The following is a 19,848-nucleotide window of genomic DNA, read 5'->3' as shown; positions in this document are numbered from 1 at the left end:
GATTGAAAAAAGGGTAAAAGTCCTGGGTTTAAATTCCTATTATTGGTTATTTATGAATAGGATACATTACCGTGTGGGGTATGAAGGGAATTGGCTGAATTCCTTTGAAATCTGCGATTGTTAAGATTTTTATTCCAGGAATGGAAGTGATAGCGTTGCCAAACTGAATCGGTGGCCGAAGGAAGATTCTGAAGATATTGAATATATTATACTGGTTACATTTATTCATCAAAATGAGCGGTTTCACCTAAAATGCATGGAAGGATTTTTTATTTTTATATTAAAAAAATTTTTTTGACGTGAGAATAAAGAACTTTTTCTCTAATGTGGTTAACCGCGAGAAACGATTCATTACAAAAAATAGGATAGATTACTAGAGGAAAGTGCCATTTTGAAGGGTTTGTTTCACAAATACAAAAAAGGTAAAGAGCGGCTGCCTTTTACCTTCCTGTTAAACTATATGTTGGTTTTAAAACCTTTTATGCCATTCCTCATCTTCAAGTGGCACACCTTTGGTACTTATATATTCTACAATCATATTTCCATGTTCAAGAACTTTATCTTTTTTAAGGCCATTGATCATTTCGTTAAAGCGGTCTTCATCTGCATCCTGTTTCTTACGTGAAAGGGTAATCCGGATGGTAGGGGAAACTTCGTAATCTTTATAGCTGGCTGGCTTATTCGGATCAATGTTCAATTCTTTATCGATCCCCTCATCAAAGACCAAGAGTAATTGATTATAATCACCTATTTCTTCTTGAATCTTCTCCCAATCTTCGCTTTCTGCAATATTTTCCATTTCCTTGGATATCAACACGTCACCCAGTTCTTTTTCAACATATGGCCTGATTTCCTTCTCTGCATCATCTTGCCATTTATCAGATAGGAATGTATCCTCCATTTCCCCTGTTTCATCATTAAAGAAAACAAGAAAATGCGTACCATATTTTTCATGTTTCACTTTAGCTGCGTATTCAAAATAGCCCCGGTTTCCCATATTGTCGTATAGGACATCATATATTTCGGTTCCTTCATCAAAAGTTTCTTCTAAGTATCTTTCAGCTTGATCCCGGATCTTCTTTTCTTCATCGGGATCTGCTTTCATGCTCTGTGTGAATGTAAACAAAAGGATCACAACACCGACCAAGATGATTGAAAAAACACCTAGTAAAGTAAGTAAAATCTTCTTTGTTTTGCTCAAGGAACACCCTCCTGTAATCACTGCTACTTTAAAACAATTCCCATATTATTCTAACATCATTATCGCTCATTTTACTATGGAAATTGAGCCTATCTTTTGCCCATTGCGAAATCTAAATTACCTGCCCTCCAAAAGATCGGGATACTTTGTTACAATAAATAAATCCTTAGTACCCTAAAGGGAGAGATTGACTTGGAAACCTATCAAAGAAAAATGAACCATAATCGGGATGAATACAGAAAGTTACGGTGGAAACAACATCGTATACAAGTTACAGGTTTATTCGATGCCGTTTTATCGAAAAAAGCGTTCGTAGATAAAGTGGCTATCGTCGGAGCAGGCAATTGCGATGATTTGGATATAGAGTATCTGGCAACTAAATGCAACTCCATATACCTATTTGATATTGATATGGAAAGTATGGAAAAGGGTACGGCAAATTTGCCTGAACGGACCCGGGAGAAAATTCAACTTATTGAAAGTGATGTAACAGGCCTCGATAAAGTGGATTTTGATCACCACCTATCTTCCATGCTGAATCGTGGTGAAACGGCAAAGGGAATTATTCGGTATTTAAAGGATACCGAGAATCGGTTAGGTCAGCTTTCTGAACGTGTTTTTGCTAATTATTATAATGATTTTGATATCGTGGCAACGTCCGCCATTTATACTCAACTATTTTATAATTGGGCCATGGAGCTTCTTTCCGATCATGCAAACCACTATCAGAAAAAAGATGCAGAAGAGATGAAGAATGGAATTTTGGATGTAAGGGATGAAATCGTTCGTACAGTGAATCACTCAATATCAAAATGTACCAAGCAAAATGGATTCTGTATTACATGGACTGATATCTTAAAAATCGAACCTGAGTATATGGATACCATTAACGAAGGGCTGAATGCCATCTTTGCATTGGCCTCGAACGTTGGTTATGGGGCAGCCTTAATAGGGGTAAAAACGTTTATTGAAAAATTGGATAAAAGTGAATTAACTCTTCGATACTGGCCATGGGATTTTCAAGAAAATAAACAGTATTTGACCATTGGCATTATCGGGAGAAACAATGGGGTGTAATTGAATAATGGCGGGATAGATAAGCAAATAAGCAGCTGGATCTATCCTTTTTTTGATTGGTTATAGCCCCCTTAGGAATTAAGAACGCAATTATATAAAAGGTATAAAAAAACGATGATATTTTTAACTATTTGTCTAATGATTTCACAATCTGGTGTGGATATAATGAATCTGTTGAAAACAGAATATTCCGGTAAGTGGCGGCAGGGACAGCAAATGAAGAGGTGACAGAACTGAGGGGGAAACAATAAGGAAGGGGTGTGTTGGTTGAAAGCTGATATCGTGTTCATAAACGGCGAAGTCATAACCGTAAATCAAAAAAATGAAGTCGCGGAAGCCCTGGCAATTAACGGTGATCGTATCTCGGCAGTCGGAACGAATCAGGAAATCAAGGTATTTATCGGAGAAGAAACAAATGTGATTGATTTGCAGGGAAAGTCCTTACTTCCCGGGTTTATAGATTCTCATATTCATCTTATCTTGTATGGTGTCAATCAATTGGCAGTGAGCTGTAAAGCTGAACATATCAAATCTGTAGAAGATTTGTTAATCGATCTGAAGAAGAAAGCTTCGACGATCCCTAAAGGTGAGTGGATTCGGGCTTGGGGCTTCAATGAGACCGCAGTGAAAGAAAAACGTTATCCAACAATAGCGGAATTGGATGCTATTTCAACAGACCATCCCATTATCGTGAATCGCACATGCAGCCATATAAGCGTGGTGAATAGCAGGGCGCTTGAGATTGCTAGAATTGATGAAAACTCAGAGAATCCAACTGGAGGGATCATTGAAAAGGATGGAGCGGGGAGACTTACAGGAAAACTCATTGAAACAGCAAATATGATAATGGCCGACAGAGCAAGCTATTCAGAAAGTGAACTGTTGAAGGCGGTCAAAATAGCATCGGGACATTTCATTGAAGCAGGCATTACAAGCATTCATGAAGCTGGTGCTCATGGTCCTGACAGTTTCCGTTTAATGCAGCAGGCCATAAAAAATAAGGACATTCGTGTCCGTATCTATGCGATGGTCGGTTCATTGAATAATTCTCATGAATTTGTGAATAAAATGGTAGATTCGGGAGTGATAACCGGAACGGGGGACGAAAGATTCAAAATCGGACCAGCCAAATTGTTTACGGATGGCAGCAGTACCGGTCCGACAATTGCCACCCGTGAGCCTTATACGAGTGATCCTGGTTATTCCGGGATTCTTTATTATAAAGAAGAGGAGATCCATCAAGTATTAGGTCAGGCACATAAAAGAGGCTTTCAAATCACAGTCCATGCCCAAGGAGACAGGGCAATAGAGATGTATTTAAATTGCGTGGAAAAGGCTTTGAATGAATCGCCCAGAAAAGATCATAGACATAGAATTGAGCATGCTGGAATATCTTCACCAGATTTACAAAAAAGGATGAAAGAACTTGGGGTCATCCCAATCCCCAACCCCCCATTTCCTTATGAATTCGGTGATATATATATTGAACATTACGGCAATAGGGTCAACCATATGTACGCTGCCCGTGATTTTATTGATAATAGCATCCTGGCCGCAGCCGGTTCAGATGCTCCCGTAACTGATCACGACCCTATATTAGGCATACACGTTGCTGTTAATAGAACAAGCAGGTCTGGTATGAAAATAGGTGCGATTCAATCGATTAGCGTATTGGAAGCCATTAAACTATACACATGGAATGGCGCGTTTGCTAGTTTCGATGAAGATGTCAAAGGCAGCCTGGAGGCAGGAAAGCTGGCCGATCTAGTAGTATTGAATGATAGTATATTGAAAGTGGATTCCCAAAATATCAAGGATTTGAAAGTTGAATCGACGATTCTGAATGGGGAGATTCTTTATCATAGGGAAACAATGGTGGAAATATAATCTAGCATGACTATTCTAAAACAACAGGACCTTCACTTACATTTTTTTGGCTTAAGCGAACGAAGAGGATTTAGCAGGTTATCTAAAAGGGGGATATTCGCTATGAAAAAGCAAAAATTACTAATTAATGGTGAGAGGCTGAGTCGTACGCTAGAGAAATTTGCTGATTTTGGACGCACAGAAAACAACGGGGTCACACGGCTATCCCTTTCCGACGAAGATCGATTAGTCCGTGATTATTTTTGCGCTTGCTGTAAAGAATTGGGTATGACCATTAAGATCGATGATATGGGGAATATTTACGCCACTTTAGCGGGACTTGAAAACAAACCACCTATTGTAATGGGATCGCATATGGATACTGTAAAAAAGGGCGGGCGGTTTGATGGTATCTTGGGTGTAGCTGCAGGCTTGGAAGTCGTGCGTACTCTGGTCGAAAACAATATCCAGCCTAAAATTCCGGTAATGATCGTCAATTTTACGAACGAAGAGGGAGCCAGATTCGAACCTTCCATGATGTCTTCGGGAGTTCTTTCGGGTAAATTCGAAAAATCCGTCATGCTGCAAAAGACGGATAGTGAAGGAACCACTTTCGAAAGTGCCTTGAGTGACATTGGTTATGCAGGGGATCAAGAGTCTCGTTTAAAAGAAGCAACTGCATTTCTAGAGTTGCATATTGAACAAGGGCCCATTCTTGAACGGGAATCACTAACAATCGGTGTCGTTGAATGTGTCCTTGGTATGGTTTGCTATGAGATAGAAATTACAGGAGAATCCGATCATGCAGGAACCACCCCGATGAATATGAGAAAAGATGCTTTCTTCACCGCGAATAGCTTGATCATGGAGGCCCGTCAGAAGCTAAGCATGCTTGATGACGATTTGGTTTTTACGATGGGAAGGGTAAATGTGTTTCCGAATATCCATACGGTCATCCCTAATAAAGTGGTTTTTTCGCTTGAAGCGAGACATAAGGATTCCAAAGTCATCGAAAAGGTGGAGGAAGTCATAAAAGGCCTTACAACTAGAGGTTCAGAAGGCGGCTGCGACATCCAAGCGAAAAAATTGTGGGACAGGGATACCGTGTGGTTCGACAAATCCATTTGCAATTTGCTCGAGCAATCGAGCAAATCATTAGGACTACCATATAAAAGAATGGTAAGCGGTGCAGGACATGATGCACAGTTTATAGCCAGTTATATACCTACTGCCATGGTTTTCGTCCCAAGCATCAACGGGAAAAGCCATTGTGAAGAGGAACTTACCACATGGGAAGATTGTGAAAAAGGCGTCAATGTAATATTGGAAACGGTCCTTGCCATCCAGTCATCTTAAGCGGAAATATGGTTGGTTGTATACAGCCAGTACCGAAGGGTGCCATCAAACCATCAGTTCAGCTTGAAAGTCGGCTTGACTGATGGTTATGCACCCGTGTAAGGAAACTAATTAGGGGAGGGTATAATTTGGCTGCTATTAAGCTATTGCTTTTTGTTCCATTTATAGGGTTTTTAGGTTTATTGCCCTATGCAAATAAAATAGAACCGTACATATTGGGAATGCCTTTTTTGTTATTTTGGGTTGCAGCTTGGATGGTGATGGCATCGATTATCTTAATGATCGTCTATAAGTTCGATCCTGATAATAAAGGGAGTGAATCTGAATGAATATCTCATTGCTCATCATTGCCATCTTCTTGGTTCTAGCACTTTATTTAGGGATTAAAGCAAGAAAAGGGAAGGATATGGATATGGAGCAATTTGCCGTAGGGGGCAGGGGCTTCGGTACATTCTTCATTTTTCTCTTGATAGCAGGTGAAATTTATACAACTTTTACATTCCTGGGCGGAAGTGGGTGGGCATACTCAAAAGGTGCCGCTGCTTATTATGTTCCCGCCTATATTTTCTTAGCTTATGTCCTATCATATTGGCTCGTCCCTAAAATATGGAGATATTCAAAACGACATTCCATTATCTCTCAGCCAGAGTATTTTGCATCTAAATATAAAAGCAGGTCAATGGGGATGATCGTTGCTGTATTGGGAAGCTTAGCCCTCGTCCCGTACATAGTCATACAGCTTAAAGGATTGGGTATCATTGTTTCAGAAGCATCATACGGAGCAATTTCACCAGTTGCGGCAAGTGTGATCGGTGCTGTGGTTGTAACTACCTATGTAATGATTTCAGGCATTCATGGTTCGGCATGGACTGCCATACTGAAAGATTTCATGATTTTGGTGGTCGTCATCTTTTTAGGGATTTACATTCCAGTTCATTACTTCGGAGGCATACAGCCAATGTTCGAGACCGTGCAAGCTGCCAAACCGGAAATGTTGGTTTTGGCAGATCAGGGATTGAGTCAGTCCTGGTTTGTGTCCACCGTTTTGCTGAATGCACTAGGATTTTATTTGCTGCCACAAACTTTCATGGTCGTTTTATCGTCCAATGGGGAAAGGACCCTTCGCAAAAATGCGATTGCGTTACCTTTATACACATTGTTGCTGCTGTTCGTTTTTTTCATTGGGTTTACAGCCATCATGCAAATCCCGGGTTTGCAAGGAGCTGATGGTGATCTCTCACTTTTAAGGCTGGCGATACAAACATTCGATCCTTGGGTGATAGGGGTAATCGGAGCTGCAGGTTTATTGACGGCCCTAGTACCGGCTTCAGTCATGCTAATGGCTGCATCGGTAGGTCTGACAAATAGCTTTTTCAAAGTCCTGGTCCCTGCTGCGACTGAAACACATCAATTGATTGTCTCAAGGATAATCATTATTGGTATCTCAATCATTGCTTTAATTGTAACGGTTACAGGCGGCGAGGCTTTGGCCATCCTGAATATCATGTCATACAGTTTAATTACGCAACTGGCCCCGTCCTTGTTTTTCAGTTTGCCAAAAACCAATATAATCAATAAGTATGGTGCGATGGCTGGAATATTGGCAGGTGTCCTGATTGTTTTATATGCGACAATTGCAGATGTGAAGGTTGCTACATTCCTGCCAAATACCCCACATGTAATTAATGATATCAGTACAGGCGTCATAGCTTTGTTGATTAATATACTAGTAACATTCCTTGTAAGTGCCCTGACTAAACAAATCTCCATGCAACAGACCGAGATGAATGATCTGGACAAGATATCCTGATTTCTTTTAAAAGTCTGGAAGAACTGATAAAACATGATATGGGAGGGCTTTTGTGAAAATTAAAATAACGGCTTGCCAATTTCGTGTAGAAAAAGTGTCAAATTTCCTTGAATTTCAGGAACAAGTAGAAGACTTGATCACCCAAGTTCCCGAAAACTCGGATTATATCATTTTTCCTGAACTGTTAACTATCGGGTTATCAGCGGCCTTTGGAGAACAGGATGCCTCGTCCGTTATCAGGATCGATGAATATACCAATCAATACAAAGATCTTTTCAGGTCAATTTCAAGAAAAAGAAAACAAGTCATCATTGCAGGAACTCATCTGGAACGCCGCGAAAATGAATACTACAATATTGCTTATATTTTTGATGAAGACGGATCAGTCGTTGAGCATAAAAAGACTCATATCTTTCCTGCTGAAGCGAATTGGCATACTTCTGAAGGCGATGAACTGGAGGTTTATTCCGTGGGTCCGGTTAAGATAGGGATAGCGGTATGTTATGAAGCGGAGATACCTGAAATTTCAAGGATATTATCAGTGAACGGTGCCGACATCATTTTTTGCCCATCATACACATTTACGGAGGCTGGTTTTTGGCGAGTTCGCCATTGCGCACATGCACGTGCAATAGAAAATCAGGTATATTTTGTTCATTGCCCCACAGTTGGTGAACCAGGATCACCCTTGCCGAACGGATATGGCCGTGCCAGTATCCTTAGCCCCTGTGACAGCGCTTGGCCTGCTAATGGAATAGTGGCCGAGGCGGTAATGAATGAACATACCATCATTACCGGTACAGTGGATATGGACGAACTTTATGAGAATCGAAAAAGTGGTGCAGCAACCACCTTCAAGGATCGTAATCGCCGAAAAGATATGTATGCAAAATATGAACCATATGAAGGGCTGAAATGAAGTGTTGGATCCCGAACCATTGTCGTCCGAATGATGGTCCAATAAAGTGCGGTGGTAGGTCAAAAAATGACCCCTGAAATGAGTTCTTTAACAATACCTGGTTATTCTTCGTGATTCTTCAGTTTGATTGGCGTATTAGTTATAGAACTTATCTATTCTCTGGCCGAAGGAATCGGGAATTGACTTAATATACAAAATATATTGTCAAATACTTGCTATATATATTAAAATATATATAACCATTTCATATTGTAATAATATAGATAGTCACCCTATTTATACCTGTTATGATGTCTGTAATGGCAGGAGGCACAACAATCATGTTTCAACAGAATACAGTATATATAGTTGGCGAATCGAAGGCACCGTCCAATAATCCAATTACACAGCAATTCAACTGCTTTTTTATCGGGTTCGTCATTAATCGTGATACGCATGAAATAGTGGATGCGGAATGCTCGACCACGATATCGATTACATATCGCTTCATACAATCCATGTTAGTTGGTAAATCCATTCTTCGGCCCGATGAATTGGAGACAGAAATTGAGCAACGGTATTTTGGTTCATCTCAGAAAGCACTGACCGTCGCCCTAAGAAATGCCAGCATCAAATATCAGCAACTTTATAAGTTATAGCTGCTTCTTTTGTCAGTCGCAATTGAAATCCAGCTGTTAAAGAGTGCATACGCGCTCTTTGGCAGCTGGATTTTTCTATGTAGTGCCATGCAATAATTCATTGATGGGGTTAAATAAAATGGAAATTGCATTTAGTTATAAAAGATTAGGAGGTATGGAATATGATTCAAGATGGTGTAATGTTTGTCTGCTTTTTATTGGCATTTACTGCCCTGATTGCGGTTGTGGAGAAAAAGATAGGAGGAAAGTTCTTCAAGTATGTTCCAGGTATTGTCCTTATTTATATTGGAGCGGCTCTGATGAAAACATTCGGGGTCTTTTCAGATAGTGAGTCAGTCGAAAGTGCAAATAGCACCATACGGGGGCTCCTCTTGCCTGCCATGTTGATGCTTATGCTTTTGCAATGCGATATGCGGAAAATCATCAGGCTTGGACCAAAGATGCTGTTAACTTTTTTTGCGGCTTCATTCAGCATTATTGGAGGGTTCACTATTACTTACGTTTTAATGAATGGCTTTTATGCGGAAGGAACTTGGAAGGCATTCTCGGCCTTGAGCGCAAGCTGGACAGGGGGCTCTGCCAATATGGTGATCTTGCAAGGCATACTCGATGTGCCTGAAAATATTTTTGGCTATGCGTTGATCATGGATACTGTTAATTATTCCATTTGGGTCATGTTCTTGTTTTGGCTGGTGCCTCTTGCTGGAAAATTCAATATTTGGACGAAAGCGGATACATCTTTCATTGATCAGATGACTTCCGAGCTTGAAGCGGGGGAAACCGCCAAGACGGAATTTGGATTCGTGGAATTGATCGGTTTCTTGGCGCTGGCTTTAATTGTTTCAGCAGGTGCAACCAAAATTGGGGAGAGACTGCCGGTACTCGGTGCCGCTGTGAATGGAACCACTTGGACGATCATCATCGCTTCGACCGTAGGATTAATTCTGGCTGTCACGAAGGTTGGACGTATCGCCGGTTCCATGGAAATTTCCAAAGTCATGCTTTATATCGTCATTGGTTTAATTGCTTCCCATGCCGATTTTTCACAGCTGTTTCAAGCACCTGTGTATATTATTTCCGGCTTTATGATTCTATTCTTTCATGGATTGATCATGGTCATTTTGGCCAAAATCTTTAAGTTGGATCTATTTACAATGGGAGTTGCCTCTTTGGCCAACATAGGGGGCGTGGCATCAGCCCCCATATTGGCTGGTGCATTCAACCGGTCGCTAATACCGGTCGGGATATTGATGGCAGTACTTGGCAGTCTTCTGGGCACCTATTTTGGAATTCTTACATCATATATACTCTCAAGCTTTTAAGGAAGGGTTGTTAATATGAAGATTGAAAGTTTACAAGTATCAGTGGAAACCTTGCCACTTATCAAGCCATTCAAGACTGCATTACGCACTGCAATGGAAATTGAAAACATCATGGTTTCCGTAAAATTGGAGGATGGAACGGAAGGTTTGGGGGCTGCAGCCCCTACGGTTGCCATCACAGGTGATTCTACAAAAGGAATCATGACGGTCATTGAAGAAGTAATCACACCACATCTAATTGGCCGCGACATCGAGAATATCAATGCATTGTCTCAGCTGATCCAACGATCCTGTGTAGGTAACACAAGTGCAAAAGCTGCTGTTGAAATCGCTTTGTACGACGCAGTCAGCAAACGATGGCAGCTCCCATTATATCAATATCTTGGCGGTAAATCTAATGTCCTGAAAAATGATATGACAATCAGCGTTGATGAACCTGAAGAAATGGCAAAGGCGGCATTGTCCCTTATCGAAAGCGGATTCTCTACGATGAAGATAAAACTGGGGAAGGATTGGAAGAATGACGTGGAGCGCGTTGCCTGCATTCGTGCTGCTGTTGGCGAACAGGTTATGATCAGGATTGACGCAAATCAAGGGTGGACAACAAAACAAGCGATTTCCATCATTCATGAAATCGAAGAAAGAAAGCTGAACGTTGATTTGGTGGAACAGCCCGTGCAAGCCCATGATATCGAAGGATTGAAAGAAATAAAACGCTCTGTCCAAGTGCCGATCATGGCCGATGAAAGTTTGTTTTCCCCACGTGATGCCATGAGGCTCCTGAATGAACATGCTGTTGATTTCCTTAATATCAAATTAATGAAAACTGGCGGAATTCGACGAGCACTCCAAATCGCAGATATGGCAGAAGCAGCCGGGGTGGAATGCATGATCGGGAGTATGATGGAATCAACAGTTAGTGTAGCGGCCGCGGCTCATCTGGCAACCGCCCATCCAAATATAACGAAGATTGATTTAGATGCCCCATTATGGATTAAGAATGAGCCATTTGAAGGCATTCAATTTATGAAAGATCAACTTCTCATTTCCGATAAACCTGGACTGGGAGTCAAGAGGAAATCCTCTTTTGCTCAATAAAAACAATTTCGAAAGGGTGAATGATTTGAAAAGGTTAACCGTTTTTGTTTTATCTTTATTGGCTTTTGGTATTTTAGTATTCAGTCCCAATGAAGCTAGTTCCAGGGAGAAGCAGAGAATTGCGTATGTTGATGTGAACGTGGCCACTCTTTGGACTGAGCCGGGATTATTAAGGGGAATCGATGCCCCTTCTGCATCGAATCCCGCTGATTTGAATGAATGGATCGGCTCGATGAAATATGAAGACAAGCTGTGGCTTGTAGGTAACCTGGAAACACAAGCTTTATATGGTTCTAAAGTGACGATTCTTGAAGAACGTGGCGAATGGGTGAAAGTAGCCGTTTCCAATCAACCTACACCCCGCAATGATATTGGTTACCCAGGTTGGATGCCGAAGGGACAATTAAAAGACGGACATTCTTTTGAGAAGCAATTTAAACGAGGATTTGCCCTTGTAAATGCCCCAAAGACCTGGCTCTATTCGGATTCGAAACTTCAGTCCAAATTCATCGAAGTCAGCTTCAATACCCGCCTTCCGCTATTGCAGGTGAAAAAAGATAAAGTGAAGGTGATGACACCGGGTAATGGGGCAAAATGGATGGAAAAGCAAGACGTGTCAGTCTATCAAAATGAAAATCAAATACCGGCTCCAACCGGTAAGGACATCGTTGAATCAGGAAAAGGTTTTTTGGGGCTACCTTATCTATGGGCTGGAATGTCCGGTTTTGGATTTGACTGTTCTGGATTTACGTATACGATGTATCACGCTAATGGAATAACGATCCCACGGGACTCTTCCATTCAGGCCCAGCATGGCAAAAAGGTTGAACAAGAAAATCTTCAGCCAGGTGACTTACTATTTTTTGCCCATGATAAAGGGAAAGGAAAGGTCCATCATGTTGGAATGTATATTGGTGACGGCAAAATGATCCATTCGCCTAACAGCTCAACACATGTAAGGATAGATGAAATAAAAACATCGGGATACGGAGAGGAATATGCCGGAGCAAGAAGATATATCGATTGATGCTTAACAAGCTTAAGAGCCCAGTGCTCTTAAGCTTTTTTCATATGTAAATAGATCAGTCTATCGAATGACATAACGATGCTCCGATGAATTTAAAAAAGAATAGTTTTGCATAACCTGGATGTTCCGGATGCCTATAGAGTGTTTTAGTTAATATTAAATGAGATTATATTATCCATATTTCGCTAGTTAAAACCTTAATTCACTATTTCCTCAGTACCGATGAGGAAAAATATGGTATAATTATTTACGGATATTTCTCAATATTATAAAAGTAAGGGGTTGCCAATGATGATCACTTTTCCAAAACCTGATGTTGAGCAATTTTTACGAACGTTTTCCATTGCTGATTTTGCTGTAAGTCCAGATGAAAAACATCTGGTTTTCAGTACCAATTTGAGCGGCAAGTATAATTTATGGGGAATGGATTTGCCAAACTCCTTTCCTTATCCGCTTACATCCATCGATCAAAGCTGCCAAGGGCTTATATATGATAAGAAGAGCCGGTTTATCATTGCTGGTTTCGATCAAGACGGTAATGAAAATACCCAGTTTTACGGAGTTCCTTTGAATGGAGGTACAATGAAGGAAATCGTTAATCATGAAAATACACGTAATTTCATGCCAAAATTATCGAATGACAGTAAAAAGCTCTACTACACGACATCCAGAGGAAATCCTTCCTTTCTTAATTCCTATTGTTTGGATTTAGAATCAGGACAGGAAAGGCTGGTACTGGAGGGGAAAGATGCAGCGACCTATTTATTTGGCTTCAGCCCGGATGAAGAAACCTTACTTTACTATAAACACTTTGCTAATACATATACTCTTCTCTATGCAAAAAAAGGGAATGAAGATATCCTGCTCACTCCGCCGACAGAGAAACAACACACAGTGAATGATGGGGTTTTTGTTTCGGATTCGATGATATATTTATTGACTGATTATGATTCGGACTTTACCTATTTGGCTTCATACAACCTTGAAACAAACAAGTTCTGTAAAGTTAAAGAATTGGAGAATGAGAGTTTTACTGCCATTACTTATAGTAAAGAGAATCAATTATTATATATAACCAGTCAAAAGGGTGTAGAGGATCAATTATATGAAATCAATCTGCAAAATGTAAATTGGAGAAACATCCCCGTGCCATGCAGTGTCATTAATAAACTTGAAGTTGCTGCATCAGGCACGCTTTACCTATTTGGCATGAGTGCAACCAAGCCTCATAATATCTATAAAAATACAGGTGATGAGTGGGTATCATTAACTAAATATACTGTTCCTGGCGTCGATTCTAATGAATTGGTTGAACCGGACATCATTACCTACCCTTCCTTTGATGGCCGGGAGATCGAATCGTTATTTTTTAGGGCAAAAAAGGAAAATGACAATGGTGAAGTCATTTTTTGGCCTCATGGAGGACCTCAAGCGGCAGAACGGAAGTTTTTTAGAGCTTCATTTCAATTTTTCCTGAATAACGGTTACAGTATTTTCGCGCCAAACTTCCGCGGTTCTACTGGTTATGGTTTGGAATTCATGAAAATGGTAGAGGGAGATTGGGGAAATGGACCGCGACTTGATAATGTAGCCGGCCTTGATTGGCTGATAGACCAAGGGCATGCACAAAAAGGCAACATTCTTTTGATGGGCGGAAGCTTTGGAGGCTATATGGCCCTTCTGCTGCACGGGCGACATGCGGATTATTTTAAGGCGGTTGTCGATATTTTCGGCCCATCCAACCTATTCTCATTTATCAATTCCGTACCTGAAGACTGGAAGCCAGTCATGGACCAGTGGGTAGGAAATCCGGAAAAAGATAAAGAAAAACTAATCGAGTATTCGCCTATCACTTATCTAGAATCCATGATAAAGCCAATGCTTGTCATTCAAGGAGCAAACGATCCCCGTGTCGTCAAAGAGGAATCGGATCAAATCGTTCAAGCGTTGAAGGATAAAGGAAGAGATGTCGATTATATGCTTCTAGAAAATGAAGGACATGGATTTTCCAAAAAAGAAAATGAGATTGCCGTCTATCAAAAAATACTCTCCTTCTTAAATCGATTCACAGCAGTAACAGAGAAGGTGTAATCCATATTTTTACAACTTAAGAACCCCTGCCTCTCACGTTCAAAGTGATGAAGCAGGGGTTTTTAAGTTTTGGGAGTTAGTAAATAGCTACCAATATGGCGTTTAAAAAAATTATTCCTTTAAAATTCAGAATTCCCCGAATAAACGCTAGTCACCTAGTTATAAAGCGCTATATAATATACGGAAAAAGTATTTTTTGTTTAACGGAGTTGATTCGCAATGCCACAGGAATTATCGATATACTTACTCGTAGTTATATTGGCAGGTGCTTTAAGTTTGTTCCTGTGTTTATTTGCACTATTAAAGGTCAAGGATGCACCTGGAGCAAAACCGTATATTATCGTGACATTATTGTCTTCCATTTTTACTTTTTCCTATGCTTTCGAACTTTCCAGTACATCTTTGGAACAAATCTTATTTTGGTTAAGGGTCGAGTACTTGGCCTTGCCATTCATCCCAGTCTTCCTTTTGTTGATGTGTATTGAATATATAGGGCATAGCCTCAAGAAGGTATGGAAATATGCACTCTTCATCATACCGTTCATCACCATTTTCATGCATTATACAAATGATTCTCATCACTTATATTACAAATCAATGCGATTGAGAGGCGATAGTCCTTTTCCAATAATTAAACTGGTGGGCGGCCCTTGGTTTTACGTTCAGTCCCTGTTTCTTTTTTTATGTGTGATGATAAGTATAATAATATTGCTAAGGCAGTTGAAAAATTCTTCATTCAGATTCAGGATGCAAATATCAATGATGGTGGCAGGTCTGCTTATTCCTATAATAGCAAATTACTATTATATAAACGGATTAAGCTCATATGGAATCGATCTTGGTCCTGTATCCATGAGTATCACGTTTATCTTTCATGGTGCGGCACTATTGACTTTTCAAATGTTCAATGTAGCACCGATCGCCAGGGATACTGTTTTTGAAAGTATGAAAGAGGGTGTCATCGTTTTAAATCAACATGGTTTGATTGTTGATTATAACCATGGAATGCGCAAAGTCATACCTTTGTTGGATGAACATACTATAGGTAAATCTATTACAAGTGTGCTAAATGGGAATCATCACCTTAGGGAAATAATCAATCTTAAGCAAGACAGTGATTTTACATGCAGCATAAATGGTGATATGGTACATTACCATATTGGTTTTTCACCCGTGTTCAACAAAAGCAACCTGCCTATCGGACAGATCATTACCTTCGCCGACGTAACTGAAAGAGTGCTCATGCTGGAAAAGTTGAAACAACTTGCCAGCTTGGACGGATTAACCCAAATATTGAATAGAACATTTTTCATCAAAAAATCAGAAATTTTATTCGATGCTCTAAGCAGGAAAGGCGGCAGTGTTTCAGTCATCATGTTTGATATCGATCATTTTAAAAATGTTAATGATAATTTTGGACATGAAGCAGGGGATGCCGTCATAATGCTTGTTGCAAATACAGCAAAAGAATATATTCGGGAAGGAGATCTATTGGGGCGCTATGGTGGTGAAGAATTTATCGTGTGTTTGCCGAATACCGCTTTATCCACTGCATATGAGTTAGCCGATGTTATAAGGGGTAAGGTTTCTGAAAGTATTGCAGAGGTTAATGGAGAGAAGATTTCCGTTACCTGCAGTTTCGGTGTGACTCATGCATCAATTGAAGCTGGTGATCGAGGCCATTCCATCCAAACATTGATGCCACGGGCAGACCAAGCCTTATATGCCGCAAAGAAGAATGGCCGAAATTGTGTACAGATCATAGCCTAAGACTATATTGCCTTTCTTTTAAACCTTGAACTTGTTCTAGGTTTTTTTCATTGTGTTCAAGATTCCAGACACATCTTAAGCTGCGTTATTCATGATGAGTGCCCTATTTTTTACTAGCTCTGTATACTCTATAACCGAGGCTGTTTCCGTAAGAAAAAAGGAGGCGGTAATGTTCGTCCATGACTCGTTTCAAAGATTCATTCAAAGGCTGAAGGGGGCTATTTGAAACTGAAGAATTCATTAATTGCTCTAAGGCGGTACTCGATCTCAAGATATTTACCTCTGAAAACCCGTTTTATCGGAAGGAATTCAACCATTCGGATTGCATTTTAATAATTCTCTTAAATGATAAAAGTTCATGATTTCCTTTTTTGAGGCGGAATCAAGGCTGGTTTCCGCTGTCATATCAATGGATAACAAAGTTCCTTTTAGTTTTAGGACCCTGTAAAATTCACTGAGTGATTTTTGTATATCAGTGATTGCAGTCGTTGATTCGGCTATGATCAAATCAAAAGAATTATCGTCAAAAGGCAGTTTTTCTATTGAATGCTCATATAGGTCGATGCTTAAGTTAGCTTGTTGGAATCTTTTTATTGCATGTTTCACCATTTCAGGGTGATGATCTAGCGCTGATACTCGGCAAAGGAACGTTTTTGCCAAGAAAGCTGAGGTTTGCCCTGTCCCGCATCAGGCATCAAGGATTTTTGACGTATGAGTGATTTTTTCATTTTTTAAGAGCTGCTTAGTCAGTTCAAATCCACCAGGGTGTGCCCCTTCGATGCCAATTATGGCTAGTGCGTATTGGTATGAATGGTTCATGGAATTGTCTCCTTTGTAAATGTATAAATGTATTTTATGCTTTGGTTTTAAATAGTGATTTAACCATTGACAAGGAATATGGGAAAGACGTTTAAAGGAATGGTGGGTTTTTAAACCATGCAGGCTAGTCCCCGAATGCATACGATGTAGAATCACTAACAAGGGGAGTGTAATACGGTATATCAAAATTATTATCATAAATGCAGGCAAGGTGTTGGAAGACCGATTGAAATTCGTACAAGCAGAGGAACCGTACATCGGGGAATCATACACCGGGTTACGCCGAACCGTGTATATATTCGTCCATTTGACGGTGTCGGAAACCTTGGGGGTTTTGGTTATGGAGGCTTTAATGCAGGATATGGATGGGGTGCGGCAAATGGATTTGCCTTTGGCGCAATTGCATCTTTAGTCTTTCTCGCATTTCTCTGGTAATGCGAATGATGAAAATTTTAAAAAACCTGACAAATCATCAGGTTTTTTTATTTTGTAGCCATTGGAGTGGATTCCTGAAAAAATCAGGAAAATATGTATAGATGTACAACTAAGATAAAGCCGTGAGCTTTGAATGATTTTGGCTTGTTTGCCGAAGTTAAAAAGACCGTGCAAGACGGAATCCTAGGGAATCAATTCCTTTATTGATCAATGACGGTTTTAAAAGTTGCTTTTATTGTATGGAAGCTTTTTTCAATATGGGAATGCATTTCCTGTTCGGCTCGTACCGGATCTCTATTCTGAATTGCTATAAGGATCCGTTCATGATCATCTACAAAATCGGAAAAGTTTTTAAAATGTACTTTTAAAATGCTAGTCCTTATATATAGTATTTTCGTCTTGATAACATCGCATAATTGGATTAATTGGTGGTTGCGGGAAGCAAGATCAATGATATCGTGAAATTCCTGATTTAGTTGTGTAAGCTTTTTTGTATCATTCATATTCACGGCTATTTTAGAGTCATTTATTACTTCGACCAACTTGCTTAATTCCTCGTCCGTGATATTCTGAGTCGCTAATTTAACAGCTAAAGATTCGAGGCTAATTCGGCATTGATATACATCAATAATGTCCTGTACGCTAGGGTTATAAACTGATATGGCCTTACCTTCACGAACCAGTAGGTAATCTTTCAATAACATCTGGAAGGCTTCTCTAATTGTACCCCGGCTAACCCCGATTCTTTCAGCAACCCTGGTTTCGACCAAACGCTCTCCAGGCTGATATTCACCGTCTATAATCATACCCTTCAGAATATGATATACCTGATTATGAAGCAATTCAGTTTTTTGTATTTCTTTCATAATAGTGCCTCCTATGTAACAAATTAATATCTATTTAACAAACGGCCTTCAATTTATCAGAGTTTTTCAATACATAGATATATTTCAATAATAAAAGCTTAAATCCTACTTTAATAGCTCAAATTATAACATAAAAAATGTCAACGGTTAACCGTTGACATAATAATAAATGTCAATTATTATAAGAATTATCAAAAAATTAGGAAAGTTTTTATTTTAATGAATTGATTTTTATAGAAAGGAAACGTTTATATTTAACCGTAATCTACCTAGATAGAAATATTAAAAAGGGGTGAATGCTCATGGGTGAAGTTATAAAACAGGGTGCGTTGAAGGGATTAAAGGTTTTGGAATTAGGTAGTTTGATAGCTGGTCCTTTTGCCGGAAGATTAATGGCCGACTTCGGTGCCGAGGTAATAAAAGTAGAACCACCAGGAAAGGGGGACCCCATTAGAAATTGGAGATTACTATATGAGGGCACATCCTTATGGTGGTTTGTTCAATCCAGGAACAAAAAAAGTATTTCATTGGACTTACGAAAAACGGAAGCCCAAGAGATCATAAGGGAATTAACAAATGAAGTCGATATTATTATTGAAAACTTCAAACCGGGGACTATGGAGAAGTGGGGGCTTGGCTATGAGGATTTAAAAAGAATTAATCCGAAGATCATTATGGTTAGGGTATCAGGATATGGCCAAGATGGACCGTACCGAAATAAGCCGGGGTTTGGAAGTATTGGAGAAGCAATGGGGGGGATTCGTTATTTAACAGGCTATCCTGATAGGCCTCCAACAAGGGTCGGAGTAAGCTTGGGAGATTCTGTAACTGCATTATATGCTGTTATGGGGGCATTAATGGCTGTATATCATAGAGACCAACCTGGGGGGGAAGGACAATGTGTTGACGTCGCTCTATATGAATCTATTTTCAGTTTAATGGAAAGTGCAGTTCCAGAGTACGACCATTACGGAGTGATTCGTGAAAGAACCGGAAGCACCCTCCCAGGAATTGCACCTTCGAATACATACCCTTGCAGAGATGGGAAATATATTGTGATCGGGGCAAATGGAGATGGCATTTTCAAGAGGCTTATGGATGTTGTTGAAAGGCCTGATTTAAGGGATGACCATAAATTCTCAACTAATGACGGTCGTGTACAGAATGCTGAGTATCTAGATGAAGTGATTGGTGGTTGGACAATCCAGCATAATTTAGCAGATGCCTTGGTATTACTTGATAATTCAGAAATACCCGCAGGATCGATTTATAGTGTTGAGGACATGATGCATGATCCACATTTCCTTGCTAGGGAAATGATCTATAAAATGGATGTTGAAGGCCTTGGAAAACTAAAAGTTCCAGGTATTGTACCCAAATTGAGCAAAACTCCCGGAAGTATTAATTGGGCGGGTCCAAAACTAGGAGAGCACACAGAACAGGTTTTAAAGGGGGTTTTGGAACTAGCAGAGGATAAATATGATGAGTGGCTCGCTTCCGGGGTTATTTCAGATCATGAAACTAGTAAGCTGAAAAATAACAGTACAAAATGA

At 40.0% G+C, this 19,848-nt stretch carries 18 protein-coding genes; 14 read left to right on the top strand and 4 right to left on the bottom strand.

What is annotated here, in order from left to right:
• Positions 1–469 precede the first annotated feature (469 nt).
• Entirely contained in the window at positions 470–1,201 is a 732-nt protein-coding gene (locus tag AC3WLU_RS00860) for a hypothetical protein (RefSeq protein ID WP_400449239.1), read from the bottom strand.
• A 192-nt stretch (positions 1,202–1,393) separates the two neighbouring features.
• Here AC3WLU_RS00860 and AC3WLU_RS00855 point away from each other — a divergent pair, with 192 nt between their 5' ends.
• The 12 genes from AC3WLU_RS00855 to AC3WLU_RS00800 all read left to right on the top strand — a co-directional run bounded on the left by AC3WLU_RS00855 (position 1,394) and on the right by AC3WLU_RS00800 (position 16,175).
• Entirely contained in the window at positions 1,394–2,278 is an 885-nt protein-coding gene (locus AC3WLU_RS00855) for a hypothetical protein (protein ID WP_492596600.1), read from the top strand.
• Positions 2,279–2,545: 267 nt separating this feature from the next.
• Positions 2,546–4,165: an amidohydrolase gene (locus AC3WLU_RS00850; protein WP_492596599.1), complete on the top strand. Its 1,620-nt coding sequence runs from the start codon at positions 2,546–2,548 to the stop codon at positions 4,163–4,165.
• A 102-nt stretch (positions 4,166–4,267) separates the two neighbouring features.
• Positions 4,268–5,500 carry a Zn-dependent hydrolase gene (locus AC3WLU_RS00845; protein WP_492596598.1) on the top strand — a complete coding sequence of 411 codons (1,233 nt, stop codon included), beginning with the start codon at positions 4,268–4,270 and terminating at the stop codon, positions 5,498–5,500.
• Between the two features lie 128 nt (positions 5,501–5,628).
• Positions 5,629–5,829 (top strand): DUF3311 domain-containing protein, encoded by a 201-nt coding sequence (locus AC3WLU_RS00840; protein ID WP_492596597.1) that lies wholly within the window; start codon positions 5,629–5,631, stop codon positions 5,827–5,829.
• Positions 5,826–7,310: a sodium:solute symporter family protein gene (locus AC3WLU_RS00835; RefSeq protein ID WP_034312033.1), complete on the top strand. Its 1,485-nt coding sequence runs from the start codon at positions 5,826–5,828 to the stop codon at positions 7,308–7,310. Before AC3WLU_RS00840 ends, AC3WLU_RS00835 begins: the two co-directional genes overlap by 4 nt.
• Before the next feature lie 52 nt (positions 7,311–7,362).
• Positions 7,363–8,229 (top strand): carbon-nitrogen hydrolase family protein, encoded by an 867-nt coding sequence (locus AC3WLU_RS00830; RefSeq protein ID WP_057277690.1) that lies wholly within the window; start codon positions 7,363–7,365, stop codon positions 8,227–8,229.
• Positions 8,230–8,549: 320 nt separating this feature from the next.
• Positions 8,550–8,867 carry a DUF3870 domain-containing protein gene (locus tag AC3WLU_RS00825; protein ID WP_492596596.1) on the top strand — a complete coding sequence of 106 codons (318 nt, stop codon included), beginning with the start codon at positions 8,550–8,552 and terminating at the stop codon, positions 8,865–8,867.
• 161 nt (positions 8,868–9,028) lie between these two features.
• Complete coding sequence (locus tag AC3WLU_RS00820; protein ID WP_492596595.1) at positions 9,029–10,189, top strand: DUF819 family protein; 1,161 nt, start codon at positions 9,029–9,031, stop codon at positions 10,187–10,189.
• Positions 10,190–10,204: 15 nt separating this feature from the next.
• The gene (locus AC3WLU_RS00815; protein WP_492596594.1) at positions 10,205–11,287 is read left to right on the top strand and encodes a dipeptide epimerase; all 1,083 of its coding nucleotides are present in this window, start codon (positions 10,205–10,207) and stop codon (positions 11,285–11,287) included.
• Entirely contained in the window at positions 11,277–12,314 is a 1,038-nt protein-coding gene (locus AC3WLU_RS00810) for a C40 family peptidase (protein WP_222619793.1), read from the top strand. Before AC3WLU_RS00815 ends, AC3WLU_RS00810 begins: the two co-directional genes overlap by 11 nt.
• 291 nt (positions 12,315–12,605) lie before the next feature.
• The gene (locus AC3WLU_RS00805; protein WP_492596665.1) at positions 12,606–14,405 is read left to right on the top strand and encodes a S9 family peptidase; all 1,800 of its coding nucleotides are present in this window, start codon (positions 12,606–12,608) and stop codon (positions 14,403–14,405) included.
• Between the two features lie 219 nt (positions 14,406–14,624).
• A complete protein-coding gene (locus AC3WLU_RS00800) occupies positions 14,625–16,175 on the top strand; it encodes a histidine kinase N-terminal 7TM domain-containing diguanylate cyclase (RefSeq protein WP_440439385.1) in 1,551 nt (516 codons plus the stop codon).
• Positions 16,176–16,484: 309 nt separating this feature from the next.
• Here the strand turns inward: AC3WLU_RS00800 and AC3WLU_RS00795 are convergent, their stop codons facing one another.
• Positions 16,485–16,835, bottom strand: a complete 351-nt coding sequence (locus tag AC3WLU_RS00795) for a class I SAM-dependent methyltransferase (protein ID WP_492596593.1) — start codon at positions 16,833–16,835, stop codon at positions 16,485–16,487.
• 27 nt (positions 16,836–16,862) lie between these two features.
• The gene (locus tag AC3WLU_RS00790) at positions 16,863–16,994 is read right to left on the bottom strand and encodes a hypothetical protein (RefSeq protein WP_492596592.1); all 132 of its coding nucleotides are present in this window, start codon (positions 16,992–16,994) and stop codon (positions 16,863–16,865) included.
• Between the two features lie 226 nt (positions 16,995–17,220).
• Between AC3WLU_RS00790 and AC3WLU_RS00785 the strand changes: the two genes are divergently transcribed.
• Positions 17,221–17,406 (top strand): hypothetical protein, encoded by a 186-nt coding sequence (locus AC3WLU_RS00785; RefSeq protein ID WP_347343258.1) that lies wholly within the window; start codon positions 17,221–17,223, stop codon positions 17,404–17,406.
• Positions 17,407–17,629: 223 nt separating this feature from the next.
• On the opposite strand, the gene AC3WLU_RS00780 is transcribed toward AC3WLU_RS00785, so the two are convergent.
• Positions 17,630–18,295: a GntR family transcriptional regulator gene (locus AC3WLU_RS00780; protein ID WP_053534993.1), complete on the bottom strand. Its 666-nt coding sequence runs from the start codon at positions 18,293–18,295 to the stop codon at positions 17,630–17,632.
• 302 nt (positions 18,296–18,597) lie between these two features.
• On the opposite strand from AC3WLU_RS00780, the gene AC3WLU_RS00775 reads away from it, so the two are divergent.
• Positions 18,598–19,848 carry a CaiB/BaiF CoA transferase family protein gene (locus AC3WLU_RS00775; protein WP_278088939.1) on the top strand — a complete coding sequence of 417 codons (1,251 nt, stop codon included), beginning with the start codon at positions 18,598–18,600 and terminating at the stop codon, positions 19,846–19,848.

The organism is Peribacillus sp. FW305-BF15 (genome assembly GCF_058783805.1).
The sequence above is the reverse complement of the archived record's forward strand: the minus strand, read 5'-3'. Positions and strand labels throughout refer to the sequence as shown.